The organism is Ochrobactrum sp. WV_118_8, assembly GCF_039631535.1.
Classification (GTDB): domain Bacteria; phylum Pseudomonadota; class Alphaproteobacteria; order Rhizobiales; family Rhizobiaceae; genus Brucella; species Brucella anthropi.
The window spans coordinates 2,747,557-2,771,495 of the sequence record NZ_JBDIUZ010000001.1 but is presented as its reverse complement, the minus strand read 5'-3'; the positions used below and the strand labels follow the sequence as shown (position 1 = coordinate 2,771,495).

Sequence of the window (23,939 nt, the reverse complement as noted above, 5' to 3'; positions counted from 1 at the left end):
ATCGCAACGGACAAGGTTGCGCGGGGCCGCGGATTGATTTCCATACTTGAATACAACACCAGCCAGTCAGGATAAAACCATGACCGATATTGAACACCTTCATCAATTGATTCTGAACCTTGCAGCGCGTCTGCAAGCAACCGAGGCGATAGCCAATGCGGCGATCTCGATGGTTTGCGCCATAGATGAAAAGAAGGGTGGCGCCCGGGAAAAGTTCCTCAAGGAAACCTTTCCGCTTCTTCTGCTGAATGCCGCTAATGCGCCGTCTCAAGCGACCAAGCCGGAACTGGACCAATGGCTGCGCCAGCGTGAGCAGGACTTCCTCAACGAGGATTTGAGCAAGATCACAGCCCAGATTGAGCAACTGCGTGGGCAAACGAAAGCTACTGTCAATTAGAGCGTATCTCGAAAAGTGTGAAGCGGCTTTCGGACAAGATGCGCTTTAAAATAAACAAAGTGTCGATCTGAATCGATCAAATCGAAACGCGCCCTAACCCATTCGCCAGTCGCATGGAACTTCCACCATCGTCTGTATGCGATGAAAACAATCAAGTGTCCCTGGCATTCATTACAGGGGCGCATCAAAACAATATTTTCACAAAGGCATTTCTATGAACTATCGTTATTCGTTCTTCTCCGCCGCCGCATTCTTGGCTCTCACGGCAACAGCTTCCGCAGCGCCGTTACCCGGAGGCGCCAGCACCCTCACAGAAACCTATCAGGACTGGTCCATCTCCTGCCAGGCGCAGAAAGAGAGCACAAACTGCATCATGAACCAGATGCAGAACTCCTCCCAGACTGGCCAGCGTGTCCTGACGGTCGAACTGCGCAATGTCGCTGGCGGCAAGGTTGAAGGCGTGCTTTTGATGCCGTTTGGATTGAATCTGGCGAAGGGCGCCACATTGAAGATCGACGAGGGAGAAGCACCGGCGCTCACCTTCTCGACCTGCCTGCCGCAGGGTTGTCTGGCGCCACTTTCTTTCGATGCCAAGCAAGTCGGTAAGCTCAAGACGGCAGCTAATCTCAATATCACTGCCACCGCACTTGAACCCAGCCAGCCAGTCGCTTTCAAGGTCTCGCTCAAAGGTTTTGGAAGCGCTCTTGATCGCATTGCCGCTCTGACGAAATAAGCCGGGTTCAAAAATTCCTCTCTAGTTTCGCGCGTCGATCTGCTTCAAGCATATCGGCGTGCGAAGCAGAGCCGTTCCACATATTCTGAGTGTGACACCGGTAGAAACAGCAGCAAGGACGCGGGTTCAAAGATCAACCGAACGGGCATTTTGCCATATCTGTCGACCGTCAACGTTAGCCAGATCGCTTCAGAACCGAACTCATTTGAAAGTTCATACAATTCATTCTGCTCGGAAAGCGGTAGAAGAGCCAGTCCCAAAACGGCTTAGCGGTCATCTTGGGCTTGGAAGGCAATGATCAGTCTTTAAAAGCGTTATATTCGCTCAGTTCCATGAGGCGGTAGAAATCGCCCAGCGTTTTGCCGCGTTCGGCCCGGAAGAGGCGGCCTGCGTCGCTGGCCTCAACGATACGGTCGGTCCGGAATGTGCGGAAAGCATTGCGCAATTCGCACCAGCCGATAACCGTCCAGACCTTACCCCAGAACCACAGACCAAGCGGGCGAATATCACGCTCGCTTTCGCGCGATTCCAGATCTCGATAGCGGATATTGAGTACATTGCCCTGATCGACGGCGCGTTCCACCGCGTCGATGATGCGGCGTTCGTCCATGCTGATGCGGGCAGTTGGCGCATGTATCTGGGTGCTCGTGATGCGCGCGCGTTCTTCCTTGGGCAGAACAGCTTCGATCTTCACCAGAGCCTCTTCTGCACCACGCGCCATGGAAACGCCGCCCCAGGCGCGGATGAGGCGCGCCCCGGCAACCAGAGCGACGATTTCATCGCGCGTGAACATAAGCGGCGGGAGTTCGAAGCCCTGCCGCAGAATATAGCCGACACCGGCTTCGCCATCGATGGGGACGCCAGTCGACTGCAGATCGGAAATATCGCGATAGATGGTGCGTTCGGAGACTTCCAGCCGCTCGGCCAGCTGGCGCGCGGTGACGAGCCTGCCACCGCGCAGGTGCTGAACAATCTGGAAAAGGCGGTCTGCACGGCGCATTCCGTTCTATTCTCCGTTGCAGTATTTGGTGTTACGCTGTTCCAGATAGCGATCCGGCCAGCCCAGATCCTTGCGCAGGTCTTTCGGCAGTCCGTCGATCACACGCTCGGTGCGAATGAAACGACGGCGTTCATCATGCCTGCGCCTGTATTCCTTCAAAACTGCGATCAATGGTGCGATTGCGAGTGCCATGGTGAAATCTCCCTCATCCTTGGATACGCAGTATCGCACACCCCTCCTGACAGCTTTCTGTCAGGAGCAAATCCTTATTTCATTATCTTCCTAATATAGCGAAGCCGCAACATCATGCCTTATAGCGTGGTGCTGCTGTATAGCTGAGGGGCAGGCGTCCACCATCCGCATAGATGGTCTGGCCTGTTACATAGCTCGCATCCCGCGATGCCAGAAACGACGCTATCGAAGCAATTTCAGAGGCTTGGCCTATGCGACCGAGTGGTGTTCTTGATAAAATCCTGTTGCGGGCATCGGCGTCTGTGTTTACGGCGGAAAGCATGTCGGTCTCGATGGAGCCGGGGCCGATGGCATTGACGCGAATCCCCCAACGGGCGAGCGCTACTGCCATGGTACGTGTCAGCTGGTTCAATCCGCCCTTGGAAACGGAATAGGCAAGCTGTTCCGGTAGACCGAAGATTGCGTTGACAGATGACATGTTGATGATCGTGCCTGGATCACCGCCCGATTCGACTCGCTCCACCATGCGTTTTGCCACGGCCTGTCCGCACAGAAACGCGCCTTTGAGATTGACACGCATGACACGGTCAAAATCCTCTTCCTTGAGGTCAAGGAAATCCGCCTGATGCACGATACCCGCGTTGTTGACGAGAATATCAACCTCACCCAGATTGGTGATGGTGAAGGTCAGGAGATTGTGGACATCGAGCTTATCCCCCACATCCGCCGCCATATGGCGAACCGGGCCGAATTGCTCCAGATCCTTGGCTGCACGCATGGCGGCGGCGTTGTCGATATCGGACAGGACTACGCTTGCGCCATCCATCAGGAAGCGCTTTGCTATGGCATAGCCAATACCGCGGGCAGCGCCGGTGACAATTGCCACCTTGCCTTCTAATTGCATGATCGATCTCCAATTTGCATGGAGAGTGGACCGGCGGAAACCGCCGGTCAATAGTCGGGACGGTTAAGATCAGGCGAAGGCGAGACCGGTGTGACGCTCGCGCAGAACGGTGCTGATTTCGTCCAGAATAGCCGGATCATCGATTGTGGCCGGCATCTTCCATTCCTCACCGTCGGCAATCTTCTGAATGGTTGACCGTAGAATCTTGCCGGACCGCGTCTTGGGCAGACGCTTTACGGTCAGCGCCAGCCGGAAGGCTGCAACGGGTCCGATGACGTCACGCACCATGCTGACGCATTCCTTCTCGACCTCTTGCGGATCGCGGTCGATGTTGGATTTCAGCACGAGGAAGCCGCAAGGCACCTGACCTTTAACCGGGTCGGAAATTCCAAGCACAGCGCATTCGGCAACATCGGGATGGCTGGAGAGTACCTCCTCCATCGCCCCGGTCGACAGGCGATGGCCAGCGACATTGATGATGTCGTCAGTGCGGCTCATGATGTAGAGATAGCCATCTTCATCCATGTAGCCGGCATCGGCGGTTTTATAGTAGCCGGGGAACTCGTTCAGATAGGCTTTGCGGAAACGCTCATCGGCGTTCCAGAGTGTTGGCAGGCAACCGGGCGGCAGGGGCAGCTTGATGAGAACATTCCCGAGCTGGCCGCGCTCGACTTCGTGGCCTTCATCGTCCAGCACGCGGATATCGTAACCCGGAAGACAGACAGCGGGTGAGCCGTATTTGGTTTCCAGAAGACCGAGGCCGAGCGGATTGGCGACCATCGGCCAGCCGCTTTCCGTCTGCCACCAGTGATCGATCACCGGGCGGCCCAGCAGATTTTCTGCCCAGTGGATCGTGTCGGGATCGGCGCGTTCGCCAGCGAGATAAAGGGCGCGGAACTTTGAAAGGTCGTAGTGACGTACGAAATTGCCGTCCGCGTCGTCTTTCTTGATTGCACGCAGCGCCGTTGGTGCGGTGAACATTACTTCAACGCCATGTTCGGCGATGATGCGCCAGTAGGTGCCAGCATCGGGTGTGCCGACAGGCTTGCCTTCGAACAGGATACTGGTCGCGCCATGGATCAACGGGGCATAAACGATGTAGGAATGGCCAACCACCCAACCCACATCGGATGCGGCCCACCATACTTGTCCCGGTTCCACGCCGAAGACATTCTTCATGGACCAGTCAAGCGCCACCATGTGTCCGCCGTTGTCGCGCACGACGCCTTTCGGCTCGCCGGTCGTGCCGGACGTGTAGAGTACGTAAAGCGGGTCGGTAGCATCAACCGGCGTGCAGGGAACATGACGACCGCGCGCGGCATCAACGGCCTCGCGATAGTCGAGGTCACGTCCTGCCACTGGTTCGTGCCGGTGCTGCTCGCGCTGCAATATGATGCAATGATCGACTTTGTGCTGCGCAAGTGAAATCGCCTTATCGAGCATGGCCTGATAGGGCACGATGCGGGTAGGCTCGATACCGCAGGATCCGGCGATGATCATCACAGGCTTGGCGTCGTCAATACGGGTTGCGAGTTCAGTGGCGGCAAATCCGCCGAAGACGACGGAATGGACGGCACCGATACGGGCCGATGCCAACATGGCGACAGCCGCTTCGGGAACCATCGGCATATAGATCAGAACGCGGTCGCCTTTCGATACACCATTGTCGAGCATGACGGCGGACAGCGCTTCCACTTCTTCCAGCAGTTCGCGATAAGTGAATTTGCGCACCTTGCCGGTGACAGGGCTTTCATAGATGAGTGCAACCTGTTCACCGCGCCCTTTGGCGACATGGCGGTCGAGCGCATTATAGCAGGTGTTGCACTGCGCACCCTTGAACCAACGTCCATAGACACCTTCGTCGCCCGCAAAAACCTGGTCCCATGGCTTGAACCAGTCGATTGCCTGCGCCGCTTCAGCCCAGAAGCGTTCAGGATCGGCCTGCCATGCGGCATAGGTTTCGGCATATTTTGAAGTCATGCTCTTCCTCCCAGAAGCACGCGCAACGCCACCCGTCGGGCGGTTGTCGCTTCCTGATTAGTCTGCTGATGAAAGCGCAAGATCGACCTGTTTTGGTCTATCTCCTCCATGCGCTTTTCATCACCTCCGCATGCAGTTTACGCCGCCCGGCGGCGGCTCGTCCATGAAACTTAAGATGAAGATGGAACCTTGTCGGTAAAAGGGTTGTGTCTGTTGCACGCATCTTGCAGCGACGGCCTGTCTGCGTCACAAGGAGGCAGAGAGGTGATTTGTGACCAAAATCCTACCTGTGCTGCTTGTTCTTCTGATGGGACTGCACATCATCAAACCGCTTGGCCTGCCGGGGCTGAAGCAGCGCGGCGATTTCTGGAAGATCGCAGCGTTCGCAATATTTGCCATGGCACTGGCAGTCGGATTCCATCTCCGTGATGTTTGATTAAATTTAATAACTAATAATTTCGACCCGATTTTGGGGAATTGTTGCGCCCGCTTTTATTTGTCATAGCACCAGTTAGTGAGACTGCATTTAGAGCGGGGATTATGAAATGCGTTTTGTCGGCAACGTTATCTGGTTTGTATTCGGTGGCGCTATACTGGCGCTGGTCTGGCTTATGGGGGCGGTTGTTTTTGCAATCTCCATTGTCGGACTGCCACTTACACGTGCTGCGCTTGAGATGGCCAAGATGTCAGCTTTTCCATTTGGAAAGACCGTAGTTCATGTACGGGAGTTGGATGGTAAGGAACTTTCCGCCACGACTGCTGCAACAGGCACTATTGGCTTTATCTTTAATATTCTTTGGGCATTTACGTTCGGCATTACCCTTTTCTTTGGCTACATCATTGCGGGCATTTTCAATTGCCTGACGATCATTGGTATTCCATTCGGTCTTCAGGCATTTAAACTGGCTGCCATCTCTTTATGGCCAGTTGGTCGCCGCGTTGTCAGTCTCGAATTGGCGGATGCGGCGAGGAATCGTAATGCATTGAAACAGCTAGATGCAATTCGCGGAACTTGATTCCGACAACAAAGGCCCGGTTGTAAACCGGGCTCTTTGCTATTCAGTAGTAAATCAGGCTGCTTTCTCGAGATCTTTTTTCCAGCCGCCGGTGGCAGCCAGACCGTTCATCTTTGCTCGATGGGCAAAAGCCCGCTGACCGGCAGCGATGTTTTCATCCTTACCGCCCCAGGCGTCCAGCGCTGCCGCCTGCAGTGCACGGCCATAGGAGAAAGTCATTTTCCACGGCATGTCGAAGCTCGCATTCATCGCAGAAAGGTGGGCGGTCGCTTCCTCACCGGTCTGACCGCCGGAAAGGAAAGCAATACCGGGCACTGCTGCCGGAACCGTGTTGCGGAAACAGCGGACAGTTTTCTCCGCCACTTCCTCGACGGAAGCCTTGCGTGCCTTTTTGCCGTCGATGATCATATTCGGCTTCAGGATCATGCCTTCCAGCCGAACGCGAGCATCGTAAAGTTCCGTAAACACCGTCTTGAGAACCCATTCCGTCACGTCATAACAACGGTCGATGGTGTGATCGCCCGGCTGGCCGTCCATCAATACTTCCGGCTCAACGATAGGGACGATGTTTGCTTCCTGGCAAAGCGCTGCATAGCGGGCGAGCGCCTGTGCATTCTGTTTCACCGCGCCCCAGCTGGGCAGGCCATCGGAAATTGAGATCACTGCGCGCCATTTGGCGAAACGGGCGCCAAGTGCGTAATATTCATTGAGCCGTTCGCGCAGACCGTCCAGCCCCTCTGTGATCGTTTCACCTTCGAAGCCCGCTAGCGGCTTCGAACCCGCATCGACCTTGATGCCCGGAATCGACCCCGCCCTTCGGATGATTTCGACAAGCGGTGTACCGTCCTTGGCCTTCTGTCTTATGGTTTCGTCATAGAGAATGACGCCCGAAATATAGTTCTTCATCGCTTCGTCCGAGCGGAACAGCATCTCGCGATAGTCGCGGCGCGTGTCTTCCGTCGATGCGAGATGGATTGTGTCAAAGCGCTTCTTGATGGTGCCCGAACTTTCGTCGGCAGCGAGAATGCCTTTTCCTGCCGCCACCAGTGCAATCGCAATATCCTCAAGACGTTCAGTCATATGCAATGCTCCTTCTATCAAAGCGATGAGGGAGTGTTGGTTAAAACTATGAAGAGCGCAAGTCATTGAAACGTTTGAAAGATTTTTCAAACGGTTTAGATGAGACAAGTTATCTTACGAGCGGTCAGATTGGTTATCTCAGGTTTTTCCCGAAACTCGTTTTGATATCCGCCTCTCAACCCCCATGTAAGAAACCAGTGAGAAAAACCTCGCCTGTTTTCCATTGTCCAGATTTGAGGAGGAGATATGCGACGCGCCGTTTTGAGCCTGCCGTTTGTTCTGGCAGCATCAATGGTTGCCCTGCCGGTGCTGGATGTTTCGGCTGAGAGCATCAATGCCGGTGGCAGGAAGGCCGAAGCAAGTGCTCCGTTTACTGGAACGTCGGTTGCCGAATTCGATACGCCCTGGGCTATCGCCTTTCTGCCCGATGGCAGACTTTTATTGACGGAGAAGGGCGGCAAGATTTTCATCGTCACGCAATCGGGTGACAAAACTGCTGTCGATGGTGTGCCGGAAGTGGCATTCAGTGGCCAGAATGGCCTGCTCGATATTGCGCCTGCCCCGGATTTCGAAAAGGGTAAGGCAGTCTACTTCTCCTATAACGAACCGGCGAAGAACGGCAGCAGTGTCGTTCTGGTGCGCGCTGTGCTGGATGAAGGTGACGGCAAGGCAGCGCTGCAGGGCAAGACCACGATCTGGAAACAGGGTGCGGTGGCTCGCGGCGGACAGCCGGGTGGCATTATTGCATTTGCGCCGGACGGCAAGCACCTGTTCCTTTCCGTCGGCGACCGCATGTTGCCTGCAACCGCGCAGGACGATGAGGCTCCCATGGGGAAAATTCTCCGCATGAATCTCGATGGTTCCGTACCGAAGGATAATCCGCACGCGGATGCGGGAGGTGTACGGGCATTGACCTGGTCAACCGGCCATCGCAACCCGTACGGACTGGCCTTCGGCCCCGATGGAAAGCTCTGGGAGCACGAGATGGGCCCGCGTGGCGGTGACGAGTTCAATCTCATCAAGCCCGGTCTTAATTATGGCTGGCCTGTTGTTTCCAATGGCGACAATTATAGCGGCAGACCGATCCCGCGCCATAGCACACGTCCGGAATTCGAGCCGCCATTGGTGTACTGGACGCCGGTTATCGCTCCGGCCGGGCTTGCCTTTTACGAGGGAGACATGTTCCCCGAATGGCGCGGCTCGGCTTTGATCGGAGGGCTTTCGGTCATGTCGCTGGTGCGTGTCGTGATCGACAAGGATGGCAAGGCGGACGAAGCCGAGCGCTTTGAAATGGAAAACCGTATCCGCGATGTGGCTGTCGGTCCCGACGGGGCCATCTGGCTGATAGAGGATGACAATCCGGGACGTCTCCTGAAGCTAACCCCCAAAGCATGAAAGAAAAAGCCCCGGAAATTCGGGGCTTTATTTGTTCTTATACATTCTTCCGTGCAAAACCGCTTCACGCTTTTGCTGGAAATGCTCTACTTCTTCAGCACATCAACGCCGGGGAGGGGCTTGCCTTCCATCCATTCGAGGAAGGCGCCGCCTGCGGTCGAGATATAGGTGAAGTCGTCGGCCACGCCAGCATGATTGAGGGCTGCGACCGTATCGCCGCCGCCGCCGACCGAAACCAGCTTGCCAGCCTTGGTGCGGGCGGCGACGTGTTTTGCGGTCTTGACCGTCGCGGCGTCGAACGGACGCAGTTCGAACGCACCGAGCGGACCGTTCCAGACAAGCGTGGCCGCATCATCGATGGCCGAGGCGATCAGATCGGTCGAGAGTGCTCCGGCATCGAGAATCATGCCGTCGCTTGGAACTGCATCGACTCCATAGGTCTTGTTCGGCGTGTCGGCTACAAAGTGCCAGCCCACGACAGCATCGACCGGAAGGATGATCGCGCATTTGGTGGTTTCGGCCTTGGCCATGATTTCGCGGGCGGTGTGGGCCAGCTCATGCTCGCAGAGCGATTTGCCGACATCGTGTCCCTGTGCTGCCAGGAAAGTATTGGCCATGCCGCCGCCGATAACGAGCGCATCAACCTTTTCGATCAGGTTGGACAAGAGGTCGAGCTTGGTCGAAACCTTTGCGCCACCGACGATGGCGACAACCGGACGAGCCGGATTGCCAAGGCCCTTTTCCAGCGCTTCAAGCTCGGCCTGCATGCCGCGACCCGCATAGGCGGGCAGGACGTGTGCGAGGCCTTCGGTCGAAGCATGGGCGCGGTGGGCAGCCGAAAACGCGTCGTTCACATAAAGATCGCCATTGGCTGCCAGAGCCGCGACGAATTCCGGATCGTTCTTTTCCTCGCCCTTGTGGAAACGGGTGTTTTCCAGAAGCAGGACATCGCCGTCCTTCAGTGCATCGACGGCGGCCTTGGCGTGCTCGCCGATGCAGTCTTCGGCAAAATGGACACCGTGTCCAAGCACCTTGGAGAGCGGCTTCACGACATGCTTCAGCGAATTTTCGTCCGAAGCAACGCCCTTGGGGCGACCGAAATGAGCGAGCAGAATTACCTTTGCGCCTTTCCTGGAAAGCTCGGCAATGGTTGGAACGATACGCTCGATACGGGTCAGGTCGGTGACTTCGCCATTTGCCATCGGCACGTTGAGGTCAACGCGGACCAGTACGCGCTTGGACTTGACGTCAGCATCGTCGAGAGTGCGGAAACTCATGATCTTTCTCCCAGAACTGTCTTTCGGGTGCCGGTGGAGCAGGAGAGCTCAAACAGGCAGGCGCCGGAAAAGGGTTGGATAATCGGTGACAAGCCCGTCCTCGTCGACGGGCAATTCGGCGGTGAAGGTGCGGTCGGCAGCCTCGTAGCGATAGCGCCGCCCTTCCTCAAGGCAGGTATAACGCTGCTGGTCGCGCAGCGGACGGAAACTGTCGAACGGCACGTAAAGCATGTCGAGCTGAACGGTGCCGCTTTCCGGTGTGAGGCCAAGGCGGCGGATGGGCAGCGTGTTGGTGAAGGGCGTTCCTGCCAGATCGATATCGATGCAGCCATCGAACTCGGGCAAGGCATCGCCAGCCATCGTGCTCCAGCGACCGTCGCCGTCGGAAACAAGCTCCAGCCGGTGCCCGGCTGTAGTTTCGATCAGGAAATGGAGGACATGCCAGACGCTGTTGCAGTCGATGCTGTAGCGCACGCCGTAGGGATTGTCTCCGCGGTCGCCAATCACCACGCTTTCAGCACGGATCGTGCGGCCTGCAGGGCCGATATTGAGATGTTCGAGCCCTTCTCCTTCCAGCGGACGCCAGCGCGCAACGGTGGGGAGAAGGGCGCGAAACATGGTCGGAGCTTAGATCAGCTTGCCAAAGGCGACAGCGGTATCGCCCATGCGGCTGGAGAAGCCCCACTCATTGTCGTACCACGACAGGATGCGCACCATGGTGCCTTCCATGACCTTGGTCTGGTCCGTGTGGAAGACCGAGGAATGGGAGTCGTGGTTGAAGTCGTGCGAGACGAGTGGCTCATCTGTGTAGCCGAGGATACCCTTGAGGCGGCCATTGGCGGCTTCACGGATCGCGTTGTTGACTTCATCGACGGTCGTTGCGCGCTTGGCGATGAAGGTCAGGTCGACAACCGAGACGTTCGGGGTCGGAACGCGGATGGCAACGCCGTCGAGCTTGCCCTTCAGTTCCGGCAGAACGAGGCCGACAGCCTTGGCTGCGCCCGTCGAGGTCGGGATCATCGAAAGAGCTGCTGCGCGCGCGCGGTAGAGATCCTTATGCATGGTGTCCAGCGTCGGCTGGTCGCCCGTGTAGGAGTGGATCGTGGTCATGAAGCCCTTTTCGATGCCGATAGCATCGTTGAGAACCTGAGCCACCGGTGCAAGGCAGTTGGTGGTGCACGAAGCGTTCGAAATGACCAGATGGTCCTTGGTCAGCTTGTCATGGTTGACGCCATAGACGACAGTCAGGTCCGCGCCGTCGGCAGGAGCCGAAACGATGACGCGCTTTGCACCAGCTTCAAGATGAAGCGCAGCCTTGTCGCGCGAGGTGAAGATGCCGGTGCATTCCAGAGCGATGTCGACGCCTTCTTCCTTCCACGGCAGTTCAGCCGGGTTGCGGACAGCATGAACCTTGATCGGGCCGTAGCCGACGTCGATGGTGTCGCCTGCAACCTTAACTTCCTTGGGGAAACGGCCATGAACGCTGTCATAACGCAGAAGATGTGCGTTGGTTTCGACCGGGCCGAGGTCGTTGATAGCCACGACCTGAATATCGGTGCGGCCCGACTCGACGATGGCGCGAAGGATGTTGCGGCCGATGCGGCCAAAACCGTTAATTGCGACGCGAACTGCCATTTTCTCTTAATCTCCCGATAGGGTACTGCACATGCAGTGCTTCAAAACTCCGTCGGAACGGACAAATCGAACAGGATTCGTCCGACCGGACTGGAATGGAAACTCAAACGCCGGCGTTTTTACGACGCCGGCGTTCTTAAAATCATGCGGCGTTGAGCTTCTTCTCCGCAGCTTCGGCGGCATGTTCTGCCGTGATGCCGAAATGCTTGTAAAGATCGTTGATCTCGCCCGAAGCGCCGAAGCCCTTCATGCCGATGAATATGCCGTTCTCGCCGATGAAGCGTTCCCAGCCGAGTGAGATTGCCGCTTCGATCGCCACCTTGACCGGCGCATTGCCGATGGTCGCGGTCTTGTAGGCATCGCTCTGCTGTTCGAAAAGCTCGAAGCAAGGAACCGAAACGACACGGGTGGCAATGCCTTTGCTTTCCAGCAGGTCGCGGGCCTTGAGTGCGATTTCCACTTCCGAACCGGTCGCGAAGATCGTCACCTTGGCATCCTTGCTTGCCGCAGCAAGTTCATAGGCGCCGAAAGCCGAAAGGTTTTCGTCGCGATGCTCGGTACGAACCGTTGGCAGGTTCTGGCGAGTCAGAGCCATCGTCGATGGCGTCTTCTTCGATTGCAGGGCAATCTGCCAGCATTCAGCCGCTTCGACAGCGTCGGCAGGGCGGAACACATTATGGTTCGGAATGGCGCGCAAGGCGGCAAGCTGTTCTACCGGCTGGTGGGTCGGGCCGTCTTCACCAAGACCGATGGAGTCATGCGTCATCACGTAAACGACGCGGATGCCCATCAGCGAGGAAAGGCGCATGGCCGGACGGCAATAATCCGAGAAGGTCAGGAAGGTGCCGCCGTAAGGGATCAGCCCGCCATGCAGCGTCATGCCGTTCATGGCTGCTGCCATGCCGTGCTCACGGATACCGTAATGGACGTAACGCTGGCCGTAGTCTTCCGGCGTTATGGCCTTGGTCTGGCTCGTCTTGGTGTTGTTCGAACCGGTGAGATCGGCGGAGCCGCCGATGGTTTCCGGCACGACACCATTGATGACTTCCAGTGCCATTTCCGAAGACTTGCGGGTTGCGACCTTCGGCTTGTCTGCGGACAGCTTCTTCTTGTATTCGATGATGGTTGCATCGAAGTTGGAAGGCAGGTCGCCACGCATCCGGCGTTCGAATTCAGCGCGGGTGTCCGCGTCGACGGCAGCAAAGCGCTTTTCCCATTCCTGACGCTTCCTGGCGGCATTCAGACCGGCAACGCGCCAGCCGTCCAGCACTTCTGCCGGAACGACGAAGGGTTCAGCACTCCAGCCGAGCGCCTTGCGGGTTGCAGCGATTTCTTCAGCACCGAGCGGCGAGCCATGCACCTTGTTGGTGCCAGCCTTGTTTGGTGCGCCGAAGCCGATGGTCGTCTTGCAGGCGATGAGCGTCGGCTTGTCGGAAACCTTGGCCAGTTCGATTGCCTTGGCAATCGCATCCTGATCGTGACCATCAACAGCCATGGTGTTCCAGCCGGAAGCGGCAAAACGGGCTGGCTGATTGGTATTGTCGGAAAGCGTGACCGGGCCGTCGATCGAGATGTTGTTGTCATCCCAGAACACGATCAGCTTGTTCAGCTTCAGATGACCGGCAAGCGCGATGGCTTCCTGGCTGATGCCTTCCATGAGGCAGCCGTCACCGGCAATCACATAGGTGTAATGGTTGACGAGGCTGTCGCCGAACTGTGCATTGAGGATACGTTCGGAAAGTGCCATGCCGACGGCATTGGCGATGCCCTGTCCGAGCGGGCCGGTCGTCGTCTCGATACCGGCGGCGTGACCATATTCCGGATGGCCTGCGGTGCGCGAACCGAGCTGACGGAAATTCTTGATCTCGTCGATGGTGATGTCTTCGTAGCCCGAAAGATAGAGCAGCGAATAGAGCAGCATCGAGCCGTGGCCTGCGGAGAGCACGAAACGGTCGCGATCCGGCCAGTGCGGGTTCTGCGGGTCGTGCGAGAGAAAACGGGTATAAAGCGTCGTCGCTATATCGGCTGCACCCATCGGCAGGCCGGGATGGCCCGAATTGGCTTTCTCTACCGCGTCCATAGAGAGGAAGCGGATCGCGTTGGCCATCTGGTTTTGTTTGTCGGAATTGGTCATGGTCTCAGCCGTCTTTCCTTGGGAGGGGTTAACGGGGTTGCGGCGATGCCTTTTGCCTGAGCACGATCCGTGTCCAAAACGGCTTCATGCGTTTCGGGATCACGCTCCAGAAGGCATCGGGACACATAGCACCTGCGTATAAGGAGTCAATAAACCGATGACTTTTGGGCAATAAACTGTCCGCGACTAATCGATTGAGTTGTGTGGAAAGCTGTAGAACAATCACCGAAAAGCCGTTTTTGCACCGATAACGGTGCATGAACGTTTAGATGCGCCCCTCATTTGTTGCTTATCGGGCGGGTGATTATTACAATCTTTTCAAAGATGCCCGTCCCGCAGGCGCGATTCGATCCCCATAAGTTGGCCCGCGAATTGGCATTGGAAAGGATATGGATGGCACCCGAAACGACCCTCAGGCAAGTCTTGGAACGGCTGGAAAAGGCACTCAATACGCTTGAACAAGCGGTCGATCTGCGGCTGGACAAAGAAGGCGACTTCGCCGAGGCCGAGGAGGAGGTGCAGCGTATGAATGCGGATCGCAGCCGTCTCGCCCAGGAACTCGATCAGTCGGAAGCGCGCGCCGAGCGGCTGGAAGCTGCTAATCGCGAGGTTTCACGCCGCCTTGTGACTGCGATGGAGACAATCCGCGCCGTTCTGGACCGATAGGAGGCTACCATAGCGACCGTAACCGTTACCATTGATGGCAAGGCCTACCGCATGGCCTGCGACGAAGGACAGGAAGAACATCTGTCCGGGCTTGCCGACCGTTTCGATCAATATGTCACGCATCTCAAAACGTCCTTCGGGGAGATAGGCGATCTGCGCCTGACCGTCATGGCCGGGATCATGGTGATGGACGAAATGGCCGAGATGCAGAAACGTATCAACGGTCTGGAAAGCGAAGTTGAAACGCTGCGCCGTGCACGTGATGAAGCGCTTGGTCGCGCTGATAGCAACGATGCCGCCTTGACAGGCATGCTGTCGGATGTGGCGTCGCGCATCGAGCAGGTGGCTTCGCGCATTGCGCCACGGAACAGCTGAACTTCGTCCAGATTTTTCTGAAAAGTTTTCCTGTTAAGCCGGTGTAAGCCACTGGCGTTCCCATCGGGCAGGTACTATATTGGGCCTTGGCGAACTGCGCTTCCCGACAGGTGTAACAGCATCCCCGGGGCCTTATTGATCTCTAAGGGAGCTGTCCCTGTGAAGGCTTGCGGGCTTTCGCATATGGCGCCCACCTACTTTGTAGGTTCCCGGGATCAATCACTACCATCGGTCGTCGTGGTCGCCGCTTTCTTTTCCTCTGGCTGTCGCAGGATAGCTATGAGCTTGATCTAACGGACAATTTGTTCGTAAACATGCGCAAAGCTCCAACGATTTGCGTATCTTGATGAAATCTCCTGAAACTGCATCGCCCGATTCATCGGAAAGACTGGCCGTCGCGGTACCCATCGCATTCGTCTACGGCCTTCTGCTCTATGTCATGATCTGGTCGGGCCAATATGCGGATGCGATGCCCGTCATTGCGGGCCTGATGCTGTTACCGATGGCTGTTGCCAGCCTTGCTTCGAGCCTTTCCGACCCGCGTGCGCAAAAAAGCCTGTGGCGGCATGTCCGTATGGGATGGGCTATCATCGCCGGGCTTGTCGTTATCAGCATGGTCTTTTTCCATGAAGCAGGAATTTGCGTGGCCATGGCCGCTCCGTTTTTCATGGTGTTCTCGGCGCTCGGTTCGACGGTGACCTTGTGGATCATCCGGCAATTTCGTTCGCGTCGCACCACGACGCTGGTGATTGCGCTGCCGCTGCTCGTTCTGCCAGCCGAACTTCAGATGTCCTACACCCCGCATGATGGCGCTGTAACCACGGTGATCGAGATCGCAGCGCCGCCGGAAGTCGTCTGGCAGCAGACGGTTGAAATCCGCAATGTGCGACCGGACGAACTGTCGTGGACATTCAGCCATGGCGTTCTTGGCGTGCCGCAGCCGGTGGATGCAAGGCTGAACGGCACTGGTGTTGGAGCGGTACGCGACTTGCAGTGGACGCATGGCGTCAACTTTCAGGAAATCGTCACGCAATGGGAAGAAAATCGGCTTCTGGCGTGGGATTTCCGCTTCGGCCCTGGCTCCATACCGCCCGAGGTGGAAGCGCATATCAAGGTCGACAGCACCTATCTGAAGCTTGCGCAGGGTGATTATCGTCTTGAGCCTCTCACGAATGGTCACACACGTCTCACGCTGACGACCCATTATCAGATCGCCACGCCGATCGATTTTTACTGTGACCTGTGGGGCAAACTGTTCCTCAATGACTTCCACGGCGTTGTTTTGAATGTCATTCGTGACCGCTCGGAGAAGATCGCGTATGGCGCGGGCGGGATCACTTGACGGATTGGCTCTTTGCGGTTCCACTGCATGGTGAAAAACGGCAGCAGGGAGTGGCTTGGAATGACGGCAACGGAGCGCAGCCCCGGTCTGGAAAAGCAGGAGCTTAGACGCAAGGTTCTGGCGGTCCGTGATGCGCTTGATCCGCGTTTTCATTACGAGGCTTCGCTGGCGGCAGCCAAAAAAGGTGAAGCTGCAATTGACGTTCCCAAAGGCACCTTGATTGCTGGTTATTGGCCGATCCGTTCCGAAATCGACCCACGCCCATTATTATCGGCGCTTCGCGCCAAGGGTGCCCGGCTTTGCCTCCCCGTTGTTCTGGACAAGGAAACGATTGCCTTTCGTGAATATCTGCCTGATGCCAGATTGCGTCAGACGGGTTTCGGCACGATGGGGCCGGGAGCAGATGCGCCGATTGTCGATCCTGCGATCCTGTTGATGCCACTTGCAGGTTTTGATCAGCGTGGGCATCGACTTGGCTATGGTGCAGGACACTACGACCGCGCGCTGGCGCGGTTCACCGAACGCGGTCTGCAGCCGCTTTTGATCGGCATGGCTTTCGACTGCCAGGAAGTCGAGCATGTGCCAAATGAGCCGCATGATATCGCGCTCAACCAGATCCTGACCGAGAGCGGCTTGCGCCCGGTTGGAACCGAGCTGCCGCTCTAAATTTTGTTTTCATGCATGTCTCCCAAAACCGGTTCGCGCTTTTGGGGGACATGCATTAGTTTTTTCTCCTGCATTTATGCGAGGTCAGGCAATTCCGCCTGACTGCAAAATGCCCTGATCGGCTTGCGTTCGCTTGGCGCAAGTTTATAAGGCATTCTCATGAGATTGCTTTTTCTTGGTGATATGGTGGGCCGGTCGGGCCGCACCGCGGTATATGAAAAACTGCCGGGGCTGATTTCCGATCTGAAGCTGGACTTCGTAATCGTCAACGGCGAGAACGCCGCGGGCGGTTTTGGCATTACGGAAGAGATTTTCCACGATACCATTCGTGCTGGCGCCGACGTTGTCACGACCGGCAACCACGTGTGGGATCAGCGCGAGGCGCTGGATTTCTCCAAGCGCGAAGACCGCTTTCTGCGCCCGGCAAACTTCCCGAAAGGCACAGCCGGAAAAGGTGAGGGGCTTTATATCGCCAAAAATGGCGCCCGCGTTCTCGTGTCAAACGTCATGGGCCGGGTGTTCATGCATCCCGATCTCGATGATCCGTTCATCGCGGCCGAGAAAATTCTGGAAGCCTGTCCCCTTGGGGAACAAGCCGATGCCGTGTTCTTCGATTTCCATGCTGAAGCGACGAGCGAAAAGCAGTGTTTCGGTCATTTTGTCGATGGTCGCGCCAGCGCTGTTGTCGGGACTCACACGCATGTCCCGACCGCCGACTGCCAGATATTACGCAATGGCACAGCCTATATGTCTGATGCAGGCATGTGCGGTGATTATGATTCCTCACTGGGCATGGATAAGGAGGAACCACTCAACCGCTTCCTGTCGAAAGTGCCCAAAGGACGGTTCGAAGCGGCGAATGGTCCGGCTACCGTCTGCGGTGTGGGCATAGAGATTTCGGATCGCACGGGGCTTGCAGAAAAGGCCGCTCCCTTGCGCATCGGTGCGCATCTGGAGGAAACCATTCCGGCATTCTGGCGATAACGTCTTATTTTAGCTTGAAGTATGATGTTATCTATAATTAGGCCGCTATTTTAATCTGGCAGCTTTCTGCCAGTTGAATGGATTTTCCAGACTACTATCTCCTTGCAACGAGTTTTTTTGCAAGGGGACGCAACTCAATGGATTTTTTTGCCGAGTATCTGGGATTTCTTTCGACCCCCGCCGGCTGGGCCGCGCTGGTTACGCTGGTGACGATGGAAGTCGTCCTAGGTATCGACAATCTGATCTTCATCTCGATCCTTACCAACAAGCTGCCCGCCTCGCAGCAGGCGCGCGCCCGCCGCATCGGCATTGGCGCGGCGCTCATCCTGCGCCTGGCGCTTCTTTTCACGATCTCGATCATCGTCCAGCTCAAGGATCCGATCTTCGAGGCGTTTGGCCATGGCTTCTCCTGGCGTGACATCATCCTGATTGCCGGTGGCCTGTTTCTTGTTTGGAAGGCGACCAAGGAAATTCACCACACGGTCGATCCCGATGATGGCAAGGAAAACATCGGCGGCAAGGTGGCTCAGCTCACCATGGGTGCCGCCATCGTGCAGATCCTGATCCTTGATCTGGTTTTCTCGGTCGATTCGATCATCACCGCCGTCGGCATGACCGACGAGATCGCCATTATGGTCATTGCCGTGGTCGCAGCCGTTACTGTCATGCTGCTTGCAGCCGATCCGCTTTCGCGGTTCATCGCGGCGAACCCAACCATCGTCATGCTGGCGCTGGGCTTCCTGCTGATGATCGGTATGACGCTGATTGCTGATGGTTTCGGCTTCCACGTGCCGAAGGGCTATATCTACGCTGCTATGGGCTTCTCAGCGCTGGTCGAAGCGCTCAACATGCTGGCGCGGCGAAAGCGCAAAAACCAACAGTAAAAGCCAGATACAACAAGGCCACCCATTTCATCCTGAGGCGGGTGGCCTTGTTATTTTAACGCCGTGAAACTGGTCTGTTGTGGCAATTCTCGTGCAGAGGTTCGACCATTCGCAACGCTCGCAGGCTTTGCGTAATGTGCCTTCTGCAAAAGCGCTGCGCATTACGGCAAGCCGCTCTGCGTCGAGCCCGAAACGGTTCTGCGTGGAAAGCGTCTGGCCGAGAAGTTCGCCTACGGCCTCCAATGCCAGCCGGTCGCGCTCGCGAACACTCGCTTCGTAACAATGGCAATCGCCCCCGCAGAGCAGGGGCGCACAAATGTCGTCAGGGCCATCGACCAGAAAAATCTCTTCACCTTTGCTGAGCCGCCCGGCAATCCTGTCGTAGTTTTCGACGAAAGCCGGGCTGTAGCCTTTGCCGACATAAGTCAGCATGCACAGGAGATGATGGCCGCGCAGGCGTACTGTCACCTGGCAGATCAGGCCTTGCCGTCGCGGGCGATGGCCTTGAGGATCGCAGCGCCGAGAGCCGACTTGATGAGGGCGCCGACGAGGAACGGCGTCACGCCGAAGGCAACGGCCTTTTCAACGCCAATGATGCTGGACAGCCAGGCTGCGCCAAGAGCAAGGCAGACCACATTGGCGGCAAGGAACGAAACGAAGGCGAGGCCGACGCGGTTACCGTTCCAGCCGCGTTCGGCCAGATAGCCGGTCAGCGCCGCGATGATCGGGAAGGAAACGAGATAGCCTGCGGTCGGGCCTGCGAAATGCGGAAGACCACCAGCGCCGCCTGCAAGGACCGGAAGTCCGAGCATGGCTTCGCCGAGCCAGGCCAGAACCGTGGCCATGCCAAGACGCCAGCCATAAAGCGCGCCGATCAGCGGAACGATCAGGGTCTGCAGTGTGATCGGGACCGGAATCATCGGAACTTCGATCTGCGACGAGACGGCGAGAACCAGCGTGCCAAGCGCAACGGCTGCAAGGCGCATTGCAGGGGAACGGGATTCCAGATTGAGCGGGCTGAAGGATGGGCGCGTCTGGGTGATGGTCGTCATGGCTTCCTCAAATTATAGATAAAATTGAGATTCGATCTATATCTTCTTAAAGCTCCTGACGATAAACGCAAGAGGCGGAACAGGCAGCATGGCGTGTTGCTGTGGGAGTCGCGGCAGAGACCCGGTCGTGCAGATGAAAATCTGTGCGAATAATCCGTCACTACAGCCTGGAATGGGGACGCCGAAAATAAGATGCTTATCTGTGCAATCGCCTGATCAGCCGACAATCGCAAACGAATCGCGCGTCTTGCCCGATGCGGTCTTGACCGGACGGTGCCCGATCCATTGCACATGCCGGGCGAGGATAGTGACTGCGCTCTCGACATCGTTCTGGCGCAGCGCCCGCAATATGGCACGATGGTCGTGGTCGGTGCGGGTTTCCCACTCCGACCGCCAGGTGGCGAAGAGAAACCGGGCGCTGGCAGCGTGAAGATCATCGATAGCCGCAAGCAGGCGCGGCATCTTGCACGGTTCGAGGATGAGCCGGTGGAAACGGCGGTTGGCGTCTTCCCAGCTTCTGACATCGCGTGACTTGTCGCCTTCCAGCGTGGCCTGCTCTGCGGCATCGAGCGTTGCCTGCGTGATATGGGGCGCGGCATGGCGTAGCGCCAGGACTTCCAGAGCGGCCCGCATTTCCGCCACTTCCCTGATTTCGCCGATGTCGAACGATGCAACCCGAACGCCACGCCGAGGTTCGGAAACGGCAAGCCCCTGAGCCTCCAGTCGCCGGAATGCTTCGCGCACCGGCACATGGCTGGTCTCGAACTCTTCGGCAATGTGATCCTGTCGCAGTTTCGTGCCGGGCTCGATCTCACCGGCGATGATGCGGTCGGCGAGAATGCGGCTGATACGGGCTGCGATGGTTTCGCTGGGGGTGTTCTGGACGGGCTGAATCATGAATTTATAGATAATCCGCTTTGCCTGACGGGTCGAGCAATATTGCTTTTGTTGACAGAGATTCGGGGGGCAGCGGCGCTTTTGCTGGACGAATGGGCCTGAATTCCTTATAACGCCGCCATTCTGCACGGAAAGCACTGTGGCCCAACCTGCGGCCCTTCTCTGCTTGATCTCTGTTTCATGCGTGACGCTTTCTCCGTGCACAGCATTTTAAACAGAACAGGGGTGCCATGGCCGGCCATTCACAGTTTAAGAATATCATGCACCGCAAGGGTCGTCAGGATGCGGTGCGGTCGAAAATGTTTTCCAAGCTCGGACGCGAAATCACCGTCGCTGCCAAGCAGGGTCTGCCTGACCCGACGATGAACCCGCGCCTGCGTCTGGCGATCCAGAACGCCAAGGCGCAGTCCATGCCGAAGGACAATATCGAGCGCGCCATCAAGAAGGCTGCCGGTAATGACGGCGAGAATTATGATGAAGTGCGCTACGAGGGCCGTGGCCCCGGCGGCGTATCGGTTATCGTGGAAGCACTGACGGACAATCGTAACCGCACGGCATCGAATGTGCGTGCAGCCTTCACGAAGTCGGGCGGTGCGCTGGGCGAAACCGGTTCGGTGTCCTTCATGTTCGACCGTGTTGGCGAAATCGTCTACAAGTCCTCCGTCGGCGACGCCGACAAGGTTATGGAAGCGGCCATCGAAGCCGGTGCTGACGATGTGCAGTCCGGTGAAGAAGAACACGTCATCATCTGCGCGTTCGAAGATATCGGCGAAGTGTCGAAGGCTCTGGAAGCTGCTCTCGGTGAAGCCGAATCGATCAAGACGATCTGGAAGCCGCAGACCAATACCGAGCTGGACGAGGAAAAGGCGCGTTCGGTTCTCAAGCTTCTCAACGTGCTCGAAGACGATGACGACGTGCAGAACGTCTACACGAACTTCGAAGTCAGCGACGAAGTGATGGAAAAGCTGAGCGCCTGATTTCTCGTGCTCACAACAATGATGCAAAACTCCCGGTTATCCGGGAGTTTTTTTGTGCCCTGATGAATGAAATTCAGGCATAAAAAAACCCCGCCGAGGCGGGGCTTTTCAACCAGATGCAATATCGGATTAGATGCCGAGATTGCCGAAACGGTTCTTGAACTTCGTAACGCGACCACCGCGATCGAGCAGGGTCTGCGAACCGCCCGTCCAGGCTGGATGGGTGGTCGGGTCGATATCGAGGTTCATCGTATCGCCTTCTTTGCCCCAGGTCGAACGGGTCATGTATTCGGTGCCATCGGTCATCACGACCTTGATGGTGTGGTAGTCGGGATGGATATTGGCTTTCATCTTCTCAATCCTGAAAGTCTGGGGTGAAAAGCGCAGCCTTGACTATCGAAACTGCGGCACTTTCGCCCAATGGCAGATATGAAGACCCATTACCTACAGGCAACGGCTTCCAAAAGGGTTGGCGAGCCTATACATCAGGCGCACGGCAATAACAAGGGCGCAAACACAAGAATGGCCGACCGGGATACTGAAATTGATATGAATCACGAATTGACTGCAGAAGATGGCCGCAAACGCCGCACGCTGAAGCCGCTGAAGAGAGTTTTGCCGTTTCTGGCACCCTATAAGGTCCTGGTTGCAGGCGCGCTCTTTTCGCTGGTGCTGGCCGCTGTAACGACCCTTGCCGTGCCCGTCGCGCTGCGTCGCATGATCGACCATGGCTTTACGGGATCGAATGCGATCTTCGTTAATAATTACTTCGGCATGCTCGTGTTGCTGGCGCTCATTCTCGCGCTGGCATCGGGCCTGCGCTATTTCTTCGTGATCTCGCTCGGCGAGCGAGTGGTCGCGGATTTGCGCAATGCGGTCTTTTCGCATGTGACGGCGCTTTCGCCGGAATTCTTCGACCGGTCACAGTCGGGTGAAATCGTTTCGCGCCTGTCGTCCGACACGACGCAGATCAAGTCGGTGGTGGGCGCTACGGCCTCTGTCGCGCTGCGCAACATGATTCTGGGTGTCGGCGCGCTGGCGATGATGGTCGTGACCAGCCCGAAGCTTTCTGCGCTGGTCATTGCTGCCATCCCGATCATCGTTGTGCCCCTGATCGCCTTCGGACGCTCGGTGCGTCGCCGTTCCCGTATGACGCAGGACATGCTGGCGAAGGCCAATGCCTATGCCAGCGAACAGATCGGCGCGATGCGCACGCTGCAGGCTTTCACCAACGAGAATATGGTGGTCGGGCGTTTTGGCAGCGCGGTAGAAAAAGCCTTTCAGGCGGCGCGTTCCTCCATTCAGGCGCGTGCAATCCTGACGGCTTTTGCCATTTTCCTGATCTTCTCCAGCATTGTTGCGGTGCTCTGGTTCGGTTCGCGTGATGTGCTGGCCGGCACGATGTCTGCCGGTACGCTCGGTCAATTCGTGCTTTATGCCGTGTTCGCAGGCAGCTCCTTCGGTGCCTTGTCAGAAGTGGGTGGGGAACTGGCGCAGGCAGCAGGGGCTACGGAGCGGCTTGTCGAAATTCTGGACGAGCAGCCGGGTATTGCCGCGCCTTTGAAACCTGTTGCCATGCCGGTGCCGCCACGCGGTGAGGTCGTGTTCGATTCCGTGCATTTTTCCTATCCGACGCGGCCAGATGCACCGTCGCTCAATGGCGTCAGCTTCACCGTGAAGCCCGGCGAGACTGTTGCGATTGTCGGTCCCTCGGGTGCAGGCAAGAGCACGATCTTCGCGCTCGTCATGCGCTATTACGATCCGCAGTCAGGCAAGATCCTGATCGACGGCGTGGCTTTGCCTGATGCTGACCCGCAGGCCGTTCGGGCGCGCATCTCAACCGTGCCGCAGGATGTGGCGATTTTCGCCACCAGCGTGCGCGAAAACATCGCCTTCGGTAGACCCGGAGCGAGCGACGAGGAGATTGTGGCAGCGGCAAAGGCAGCCCTTGCGCATGATTTCATCATGGCGCTCGACAAGGGCTATGACACGGAAGTCGGCGAACGCGGTGTGACGCTTTCAGGGGGGCAGCGCCAGCGCATCGCCATTGCGCGGGCAATCTTGCGTGCTGCGCCCATCCTTCTTCTTGATGAAGCGACATCGGCGCTTGATGCTGAAAGCGAGATGCTTGTGCAAAAGGCCCTGGACAGTCTGATGGCTGATCGCACGACGCTTGTCGTCGCGCACCGGCTTGCGACCGTGCTCAAGGCCGACCGCATTCTGGTGCTCGACCATGGCCATATTGTCGAAGAAGGCACACATCAAAGCCTTGTCGAGAAGGGCGGCATCTATGCCCGTCTCGCCAAGCTGCAATTCGAGGCGGGCGCTGGAGCCTTCGCTGCGAAGTGAAACG

The 23,939-nt window shown here is 57.1% G+C and carries 26 protein-coding genes and 1 other RNA gene; 14 read left to right on the top strand and 13 right to left on the bottom strand.

Annotation, left to right across the window (positions count from 1 at the left end; all coding sequences use genetic code 11):
- Window positions 1-79 precede the first annotated feature (79 nt).
- The gene (locus ABDF71_RS13515; RefSeq protein ID WP_010661413.1) at window positions 80-397 is read left to right on the top strand and encodes a hypothetical protein; all 318 of its coding nucleotides are present in this window, start codon (window positions 80-82) and stop codon (window positions 395-397) included.
- 214 nt (window positions 398-611) lie between these two features.
- Window positions 612-1,130, top strand: coding sequence for an invasion associated locus B family protein (locus tag ABDF71_RS13510; RefSeq protein ID WP_010661412.1), 519 nt, complete (start codon window positions 612-614; stop codon window positions 1,128-1,130).
- Window positions 1,131-1,428: 298 nt separating this feature from the next.
- On the opposite strand, the gene ABDF71_RS13505 is transcribed toward ABDF71_RS13510, so the two are convergent.
- From ABDF71_RS13505 to ABDF71_RS13490, 4 genes are all read right to left on the bottom strand, one after another.
- Window positions 1,429-2,130 carry a helix-turn-helix transcriptional regulator gene (locus ABDF71_RS13505; protein ID WP_010661411.1) on the bottom strand — a complete coding sequence of 234 codons (702 nt, stop codon included), beginning with the start codon at window positions 2,128-2,130 and terminating at the stop codon, window positions 1,429-1,431.
- A gap of 6 nt (window positions 2,131-2,136) precedes the next feature.
- Window positions 2,137-2,322 carry a hypothetical protein gene (locus tag ABDF71_RS13500; protein ID WP_012091315.1) on the bottom strand — a complete coding sequence of 62 codons (186 nt, stop codon included), beginning with the start codon at window positions 2,320-2,322 and terminating at the stop codon, window positions 2,137-2,139.
- Window positions 2,323-2,434: 112 nt separating this feature from the next.
- Window positions 2,435-3,226, bottom strand: coding sequence for an SDR family NAD(P)-dependent oxidoreductase (locus ABDF71_RS13495; RefSeq protein WP_010661409.1), 792 nt, complete (start codon window positions 3,224-3,226; stop codon window positions 2,435-2,437).
- 69 nt (window positions 3,227-3,295) lie between these two features.
- A complete protein-coding gene (locus tag ABDF71_RS13490) occupies window positions 3,296-5,206 on the bottom strand; it encodes a propionyl-CoA synthetase (protein ID WP_500061620.1) in 1,911 nt (636 codons plus the stop codon).
- A gap of 271 nt (window positions 5,207-5,477) precedes the next feature.
- Here ABDF71_RS13490 and ABDF71_RS13485 point away from each other — a divergent pair, with 271 nt between their 5' ends.
- Together ABDF71_RS13485 and ABDF71_RS13480 are read left to right on the top strand one after the other, a co-directional pair.
- Complete coding sequence (locus tag ABDF71_RS13485; RefSeq protein ID WP_010661407.1) at window positions 5,478-5,642, top strand: hypothetical protein; 165 nt, start codon at window positions 5,478-5,480, stop codon at window positions 5,640-5,642.
- Between the two features lie 109 nt (window positions 5,643-5,751).
- A complete protein-coding gene (locus ABDF71_RS13480; RefSeq protein WP_010661406.1) occupies window positions 5,752-6,222 on the top strand; it encodes a YccF domain-containing protein in 471 nt (156 codons plus the stop codon).
- A gap of 54 nt (window positions 6,223-6,276) precedes the next feature.
- On the opposite strand, the gene ABDF71_RS13475 is transcribed toward ABDF71_RS13480, so the two are convergent.
- A complete protein-coding gene (locus tag ABDF71_RS13475) occupies window positions 6,277-7,302 on the bottom strand; it encodes a class I fructose-bisphosphate aldolase (RefSeq protein WP_500061619.1) in 1,026 nt (341 codons plus the stop codon).
- A gap of 246 nt (window positions 7,303-7,548) precedes the next feature.
- Between ABDF71_RS13475 and ABDF71_RS13470 the strand changes: the two genes are divergently transcribed.
- A complete protein-coding gene (locus ABDF71_RS13470) occupies window positions 7,549-8,697 on the top strand; it encodes a PQQ-dependent sugar dehydrogenase (RefSeq protein ID WP_500061618.1) in 1,149 nt (382 codons plus the stop codon).
- An 86-nt stretch (window positions 8,698-8,783) separates the two neighbouring features.
- On the opposite strand, the gene ABDF71_RS13465 is transcribed toward ABDF71_RS13470, so the two are convergent.
- The 4 genes from ABDF71_RS13465 to tkt form a co-directional block, all read right to left on the bottom strand.
- Window positions 8,784-9,974 carry a phosphoglycerate kinase gene (locus ABDF71_RS13465; protein WP_500061617.1) on the bottom strand — a complete coding sequence of 397 codons (1,191 nt, stop codon included), beginning with the start codon at window positions 9,972-9,974 and terminating at the stop codon, window positions 8,784-8,786.
- A 48-nt stretch (window positions 9,975-10,022) separates the two neighbouring features.
- Entirely contained in the window at window positions 10,023-10,592 is a 570-nt protein-coding gene (locus tag ABDF71_RS13460) for a putative glycolipid-binding domain-containing protein (protein ID WP_010661402.1), read from the bottom strand.
- A gap of 9 nt (window positions 10,593-10,601) precedes the next feature.
- Complete coding sequence (gap, locus tag ABDF71_RS13455) at window positions 10,602-11,609, bottom strand: type I glyceraldehyde-3-phosphate dehydrogenase (RefSeq protein ID WP_010661401.1); 1,008 nt, start codon at window positions 11,607-11,609, stop codon at window positions 10,602-10,604.
- 142 nt (window positions 11,610-11,751) lie between these two features.
- Window positions 11,752-13,743 (bottom strand): transketolase, encoded by a 1,992-nt coding sequence (gene tkt, locus ABDF71_RS13450; protein WP_010661400.1) that lies wholly within the window; start codon window positions 13,741-13,743, stop codon window positions 11,752-11,754.
- Between the two features lie 393 nt (window positions 13,744-14,136).
- Between tkt and ABDF71_RS13445 the strand changes: the two genes are divergently transcribed.
- From ABDF71_RS13445 to ABDF71_RS13415, 7 genes are all read left to right on the top strand, one after another.
- A complete protein-coding gene (locus tag ABDF71_RS13445; RefSeq protein ID WP_010661399.1) occupies window positions 14,137-14,409 on the top strand; it encodes a DUF4164 domain-containing protein in 273 nt (90 codons plus the stop codon).
- A 9-nt stretch (window positions 14,410-14,418) separates the two neighbouring features.
- The gene (locus tag ABDF71_RS13440; protein WP_029376275.1) at window positions 14,419-14,784 is read left to right on the top strand and encodes a cell division protein ZapA; all 366 of its coding nucleotides are present in this window, start codon (window positions 14,419-14,421) and stop codon (window positions 14,782-14,784) included.
- Between the two features lie 88 nt (window positions 14,785-14,872).
- A non-coding RNA gene (gene ssrS, locus ABDF71_RS13435) (6S RNA) lies at window positions 14,873-15,031 on the top strand.
- A gap of 99 nt (window positions 15,032-15,130) precedes the next feature.
- Window positions 15,131-16,126, top strand: a complete 996-nt coding sequence (locus ABDF71_RS13430) for an SRPBCC family protein (RefSeq protein ID WP_437259845.1) — start codon at window positions 15,131-15,133, stop codon at window positions 16,124-16,126.
- Window positions 16,127-16,186: 60 nt separating this feature from the next.
- The gene (locus ABDF71_RS13425) at window positions 16,187-16,792 is read left to right on the top strand and encodes a 5-formyltetrahydrofolate cyclo-ligase (RefSeq protein WP_125300908.1); all 606 of its coding nucleotides are present in this window, start codon (window positions 16,187-16,189) and stop codon (window positions 16,790-16,792) included.
- Between the two features lie 159 nt (window positions 16,793-16,951).
- Window positions 16,952-17,776, top strand: a complete 825-nt coding sequence (locus tag ABDF71_RS13420) for a TIGR00282 family metallophosphoesterase (protein ID WP_010661395.1) — start codon at window positions 16,952-16,954, stop codon at window positions 17,774-17,776.
- 137 nt (window positions 17,777-17,913) lie between these two features.
- Window positions 17,914-18,660, top strand: a complete 747-nt coding sequence (locus ABDF71_RS13415) for a TerC family protein (RefSeq protein ID WP_433760787.1) — start codon at window positions 17,914-17,916, stop codon at window positions 18,658-18,660.
- Between the two features lie 27 nt (window positions 18,661-18,687).
- Here the strand turns inward: ABDF71_RS13415 and ABDF71_RS13410 are convergent, their stop codons facing one another.
- The 3 genes from ABDF71_RS13410 to ABDF71_RS13400 form a co-directional block, all read right to left on the bottom strand.
- Window positions 18,688-19,128, bottom strand: a complete 441-nt coding sequence (locus tag ABDF71_RS13410) for a DUF1284 domain-containing protein (protein ID WP_500061616.1) — start codon at window positions 19,126-19,128, stop codon at window positions 18,688-18,690.
- An 8-nt stretch (window positions 19,129-19,136) separates the two neighbouring features.
- Window positions 19,137-19,712 carry a biotin transporter BioY gene (locus ABDF71_RS13405; RefSeq protein ID WP_010661392.1) on the bottom strand — a complete coding sequence of 192 codons (576 nt, stop codon included), beginning with the start codon at window positions 19,710-19,712 and terminating at the stop codon, window positions 19,137-19,139.
- 216 nt (window positions 19,713-19,928) lie between these two features.
- Window positions 19,929-20,609 carry a GntR family transcriptional regulator gene (locus ABDF71_RS13400; RefSeq protein WP_500061615.1) on the bottom strand — a complete coding sequence of 227 codons (681 nt, stop codon included), beginning with the start codon at window positions 20,607-20,609 and terminating at the stop codon, window positions 19,929-19,931.
- Between the two features lie 230 nt (window positions 20,610-20,839).
- Here ABDF71_RS13400 and ABDF71_RS13395 point away from each other — a divergent pair, with 230 nt between their 5' ends.
- A complete protein-coding gene (locus ABDF71_RS13395; protein WP_010661390.1) occupies window positions 20,840-21,586 on the top strand; it encodes a YebC/PmpR family DNA-binding transcriptional regulator in 747 nt (248 codons plus the stop codon).
- A 129-nt stretch (window positions 21,587-21,715) separates the two neighbouring features.
- Here ABDF71_RS13395 and rpmE read toward each other — a convergent pair whose 3' ends face one another.
- The gene (gene rpmE / locus ABDF71_RS13390; protein WP_002964804.1) at window positions 21,716-21,937 is read right to left on the bottom strand and encodes a 50S ribosomal protein L31; all 222 of its coding nucleotides are present in this window, start codon (window positions 21,935-21,937) and stop codon (window positions 21,716-21,718) included.
- Window positions 21,938-22,006: 69 nt separating this feature from the next.
- Here rpmE and ABDF71_RS13385 point away from each other — a divergent pair, with 69 nt between their 5' ends.
- Window positions 22,007-23,935, top strand: a complete 1,929-nt coding sequence (locus tag ABDF71_RS13385) for an ABC transporter transmembrane domain-containing protein (RefSeq protein ID WP_029376274.1) — start codon at window positions 22,007-22,009, stop codon at window positions 23,933-23,935.
- The last annotated feature ends 4 nt before the right edge of the window (window positions 23,936-23,939 follow it).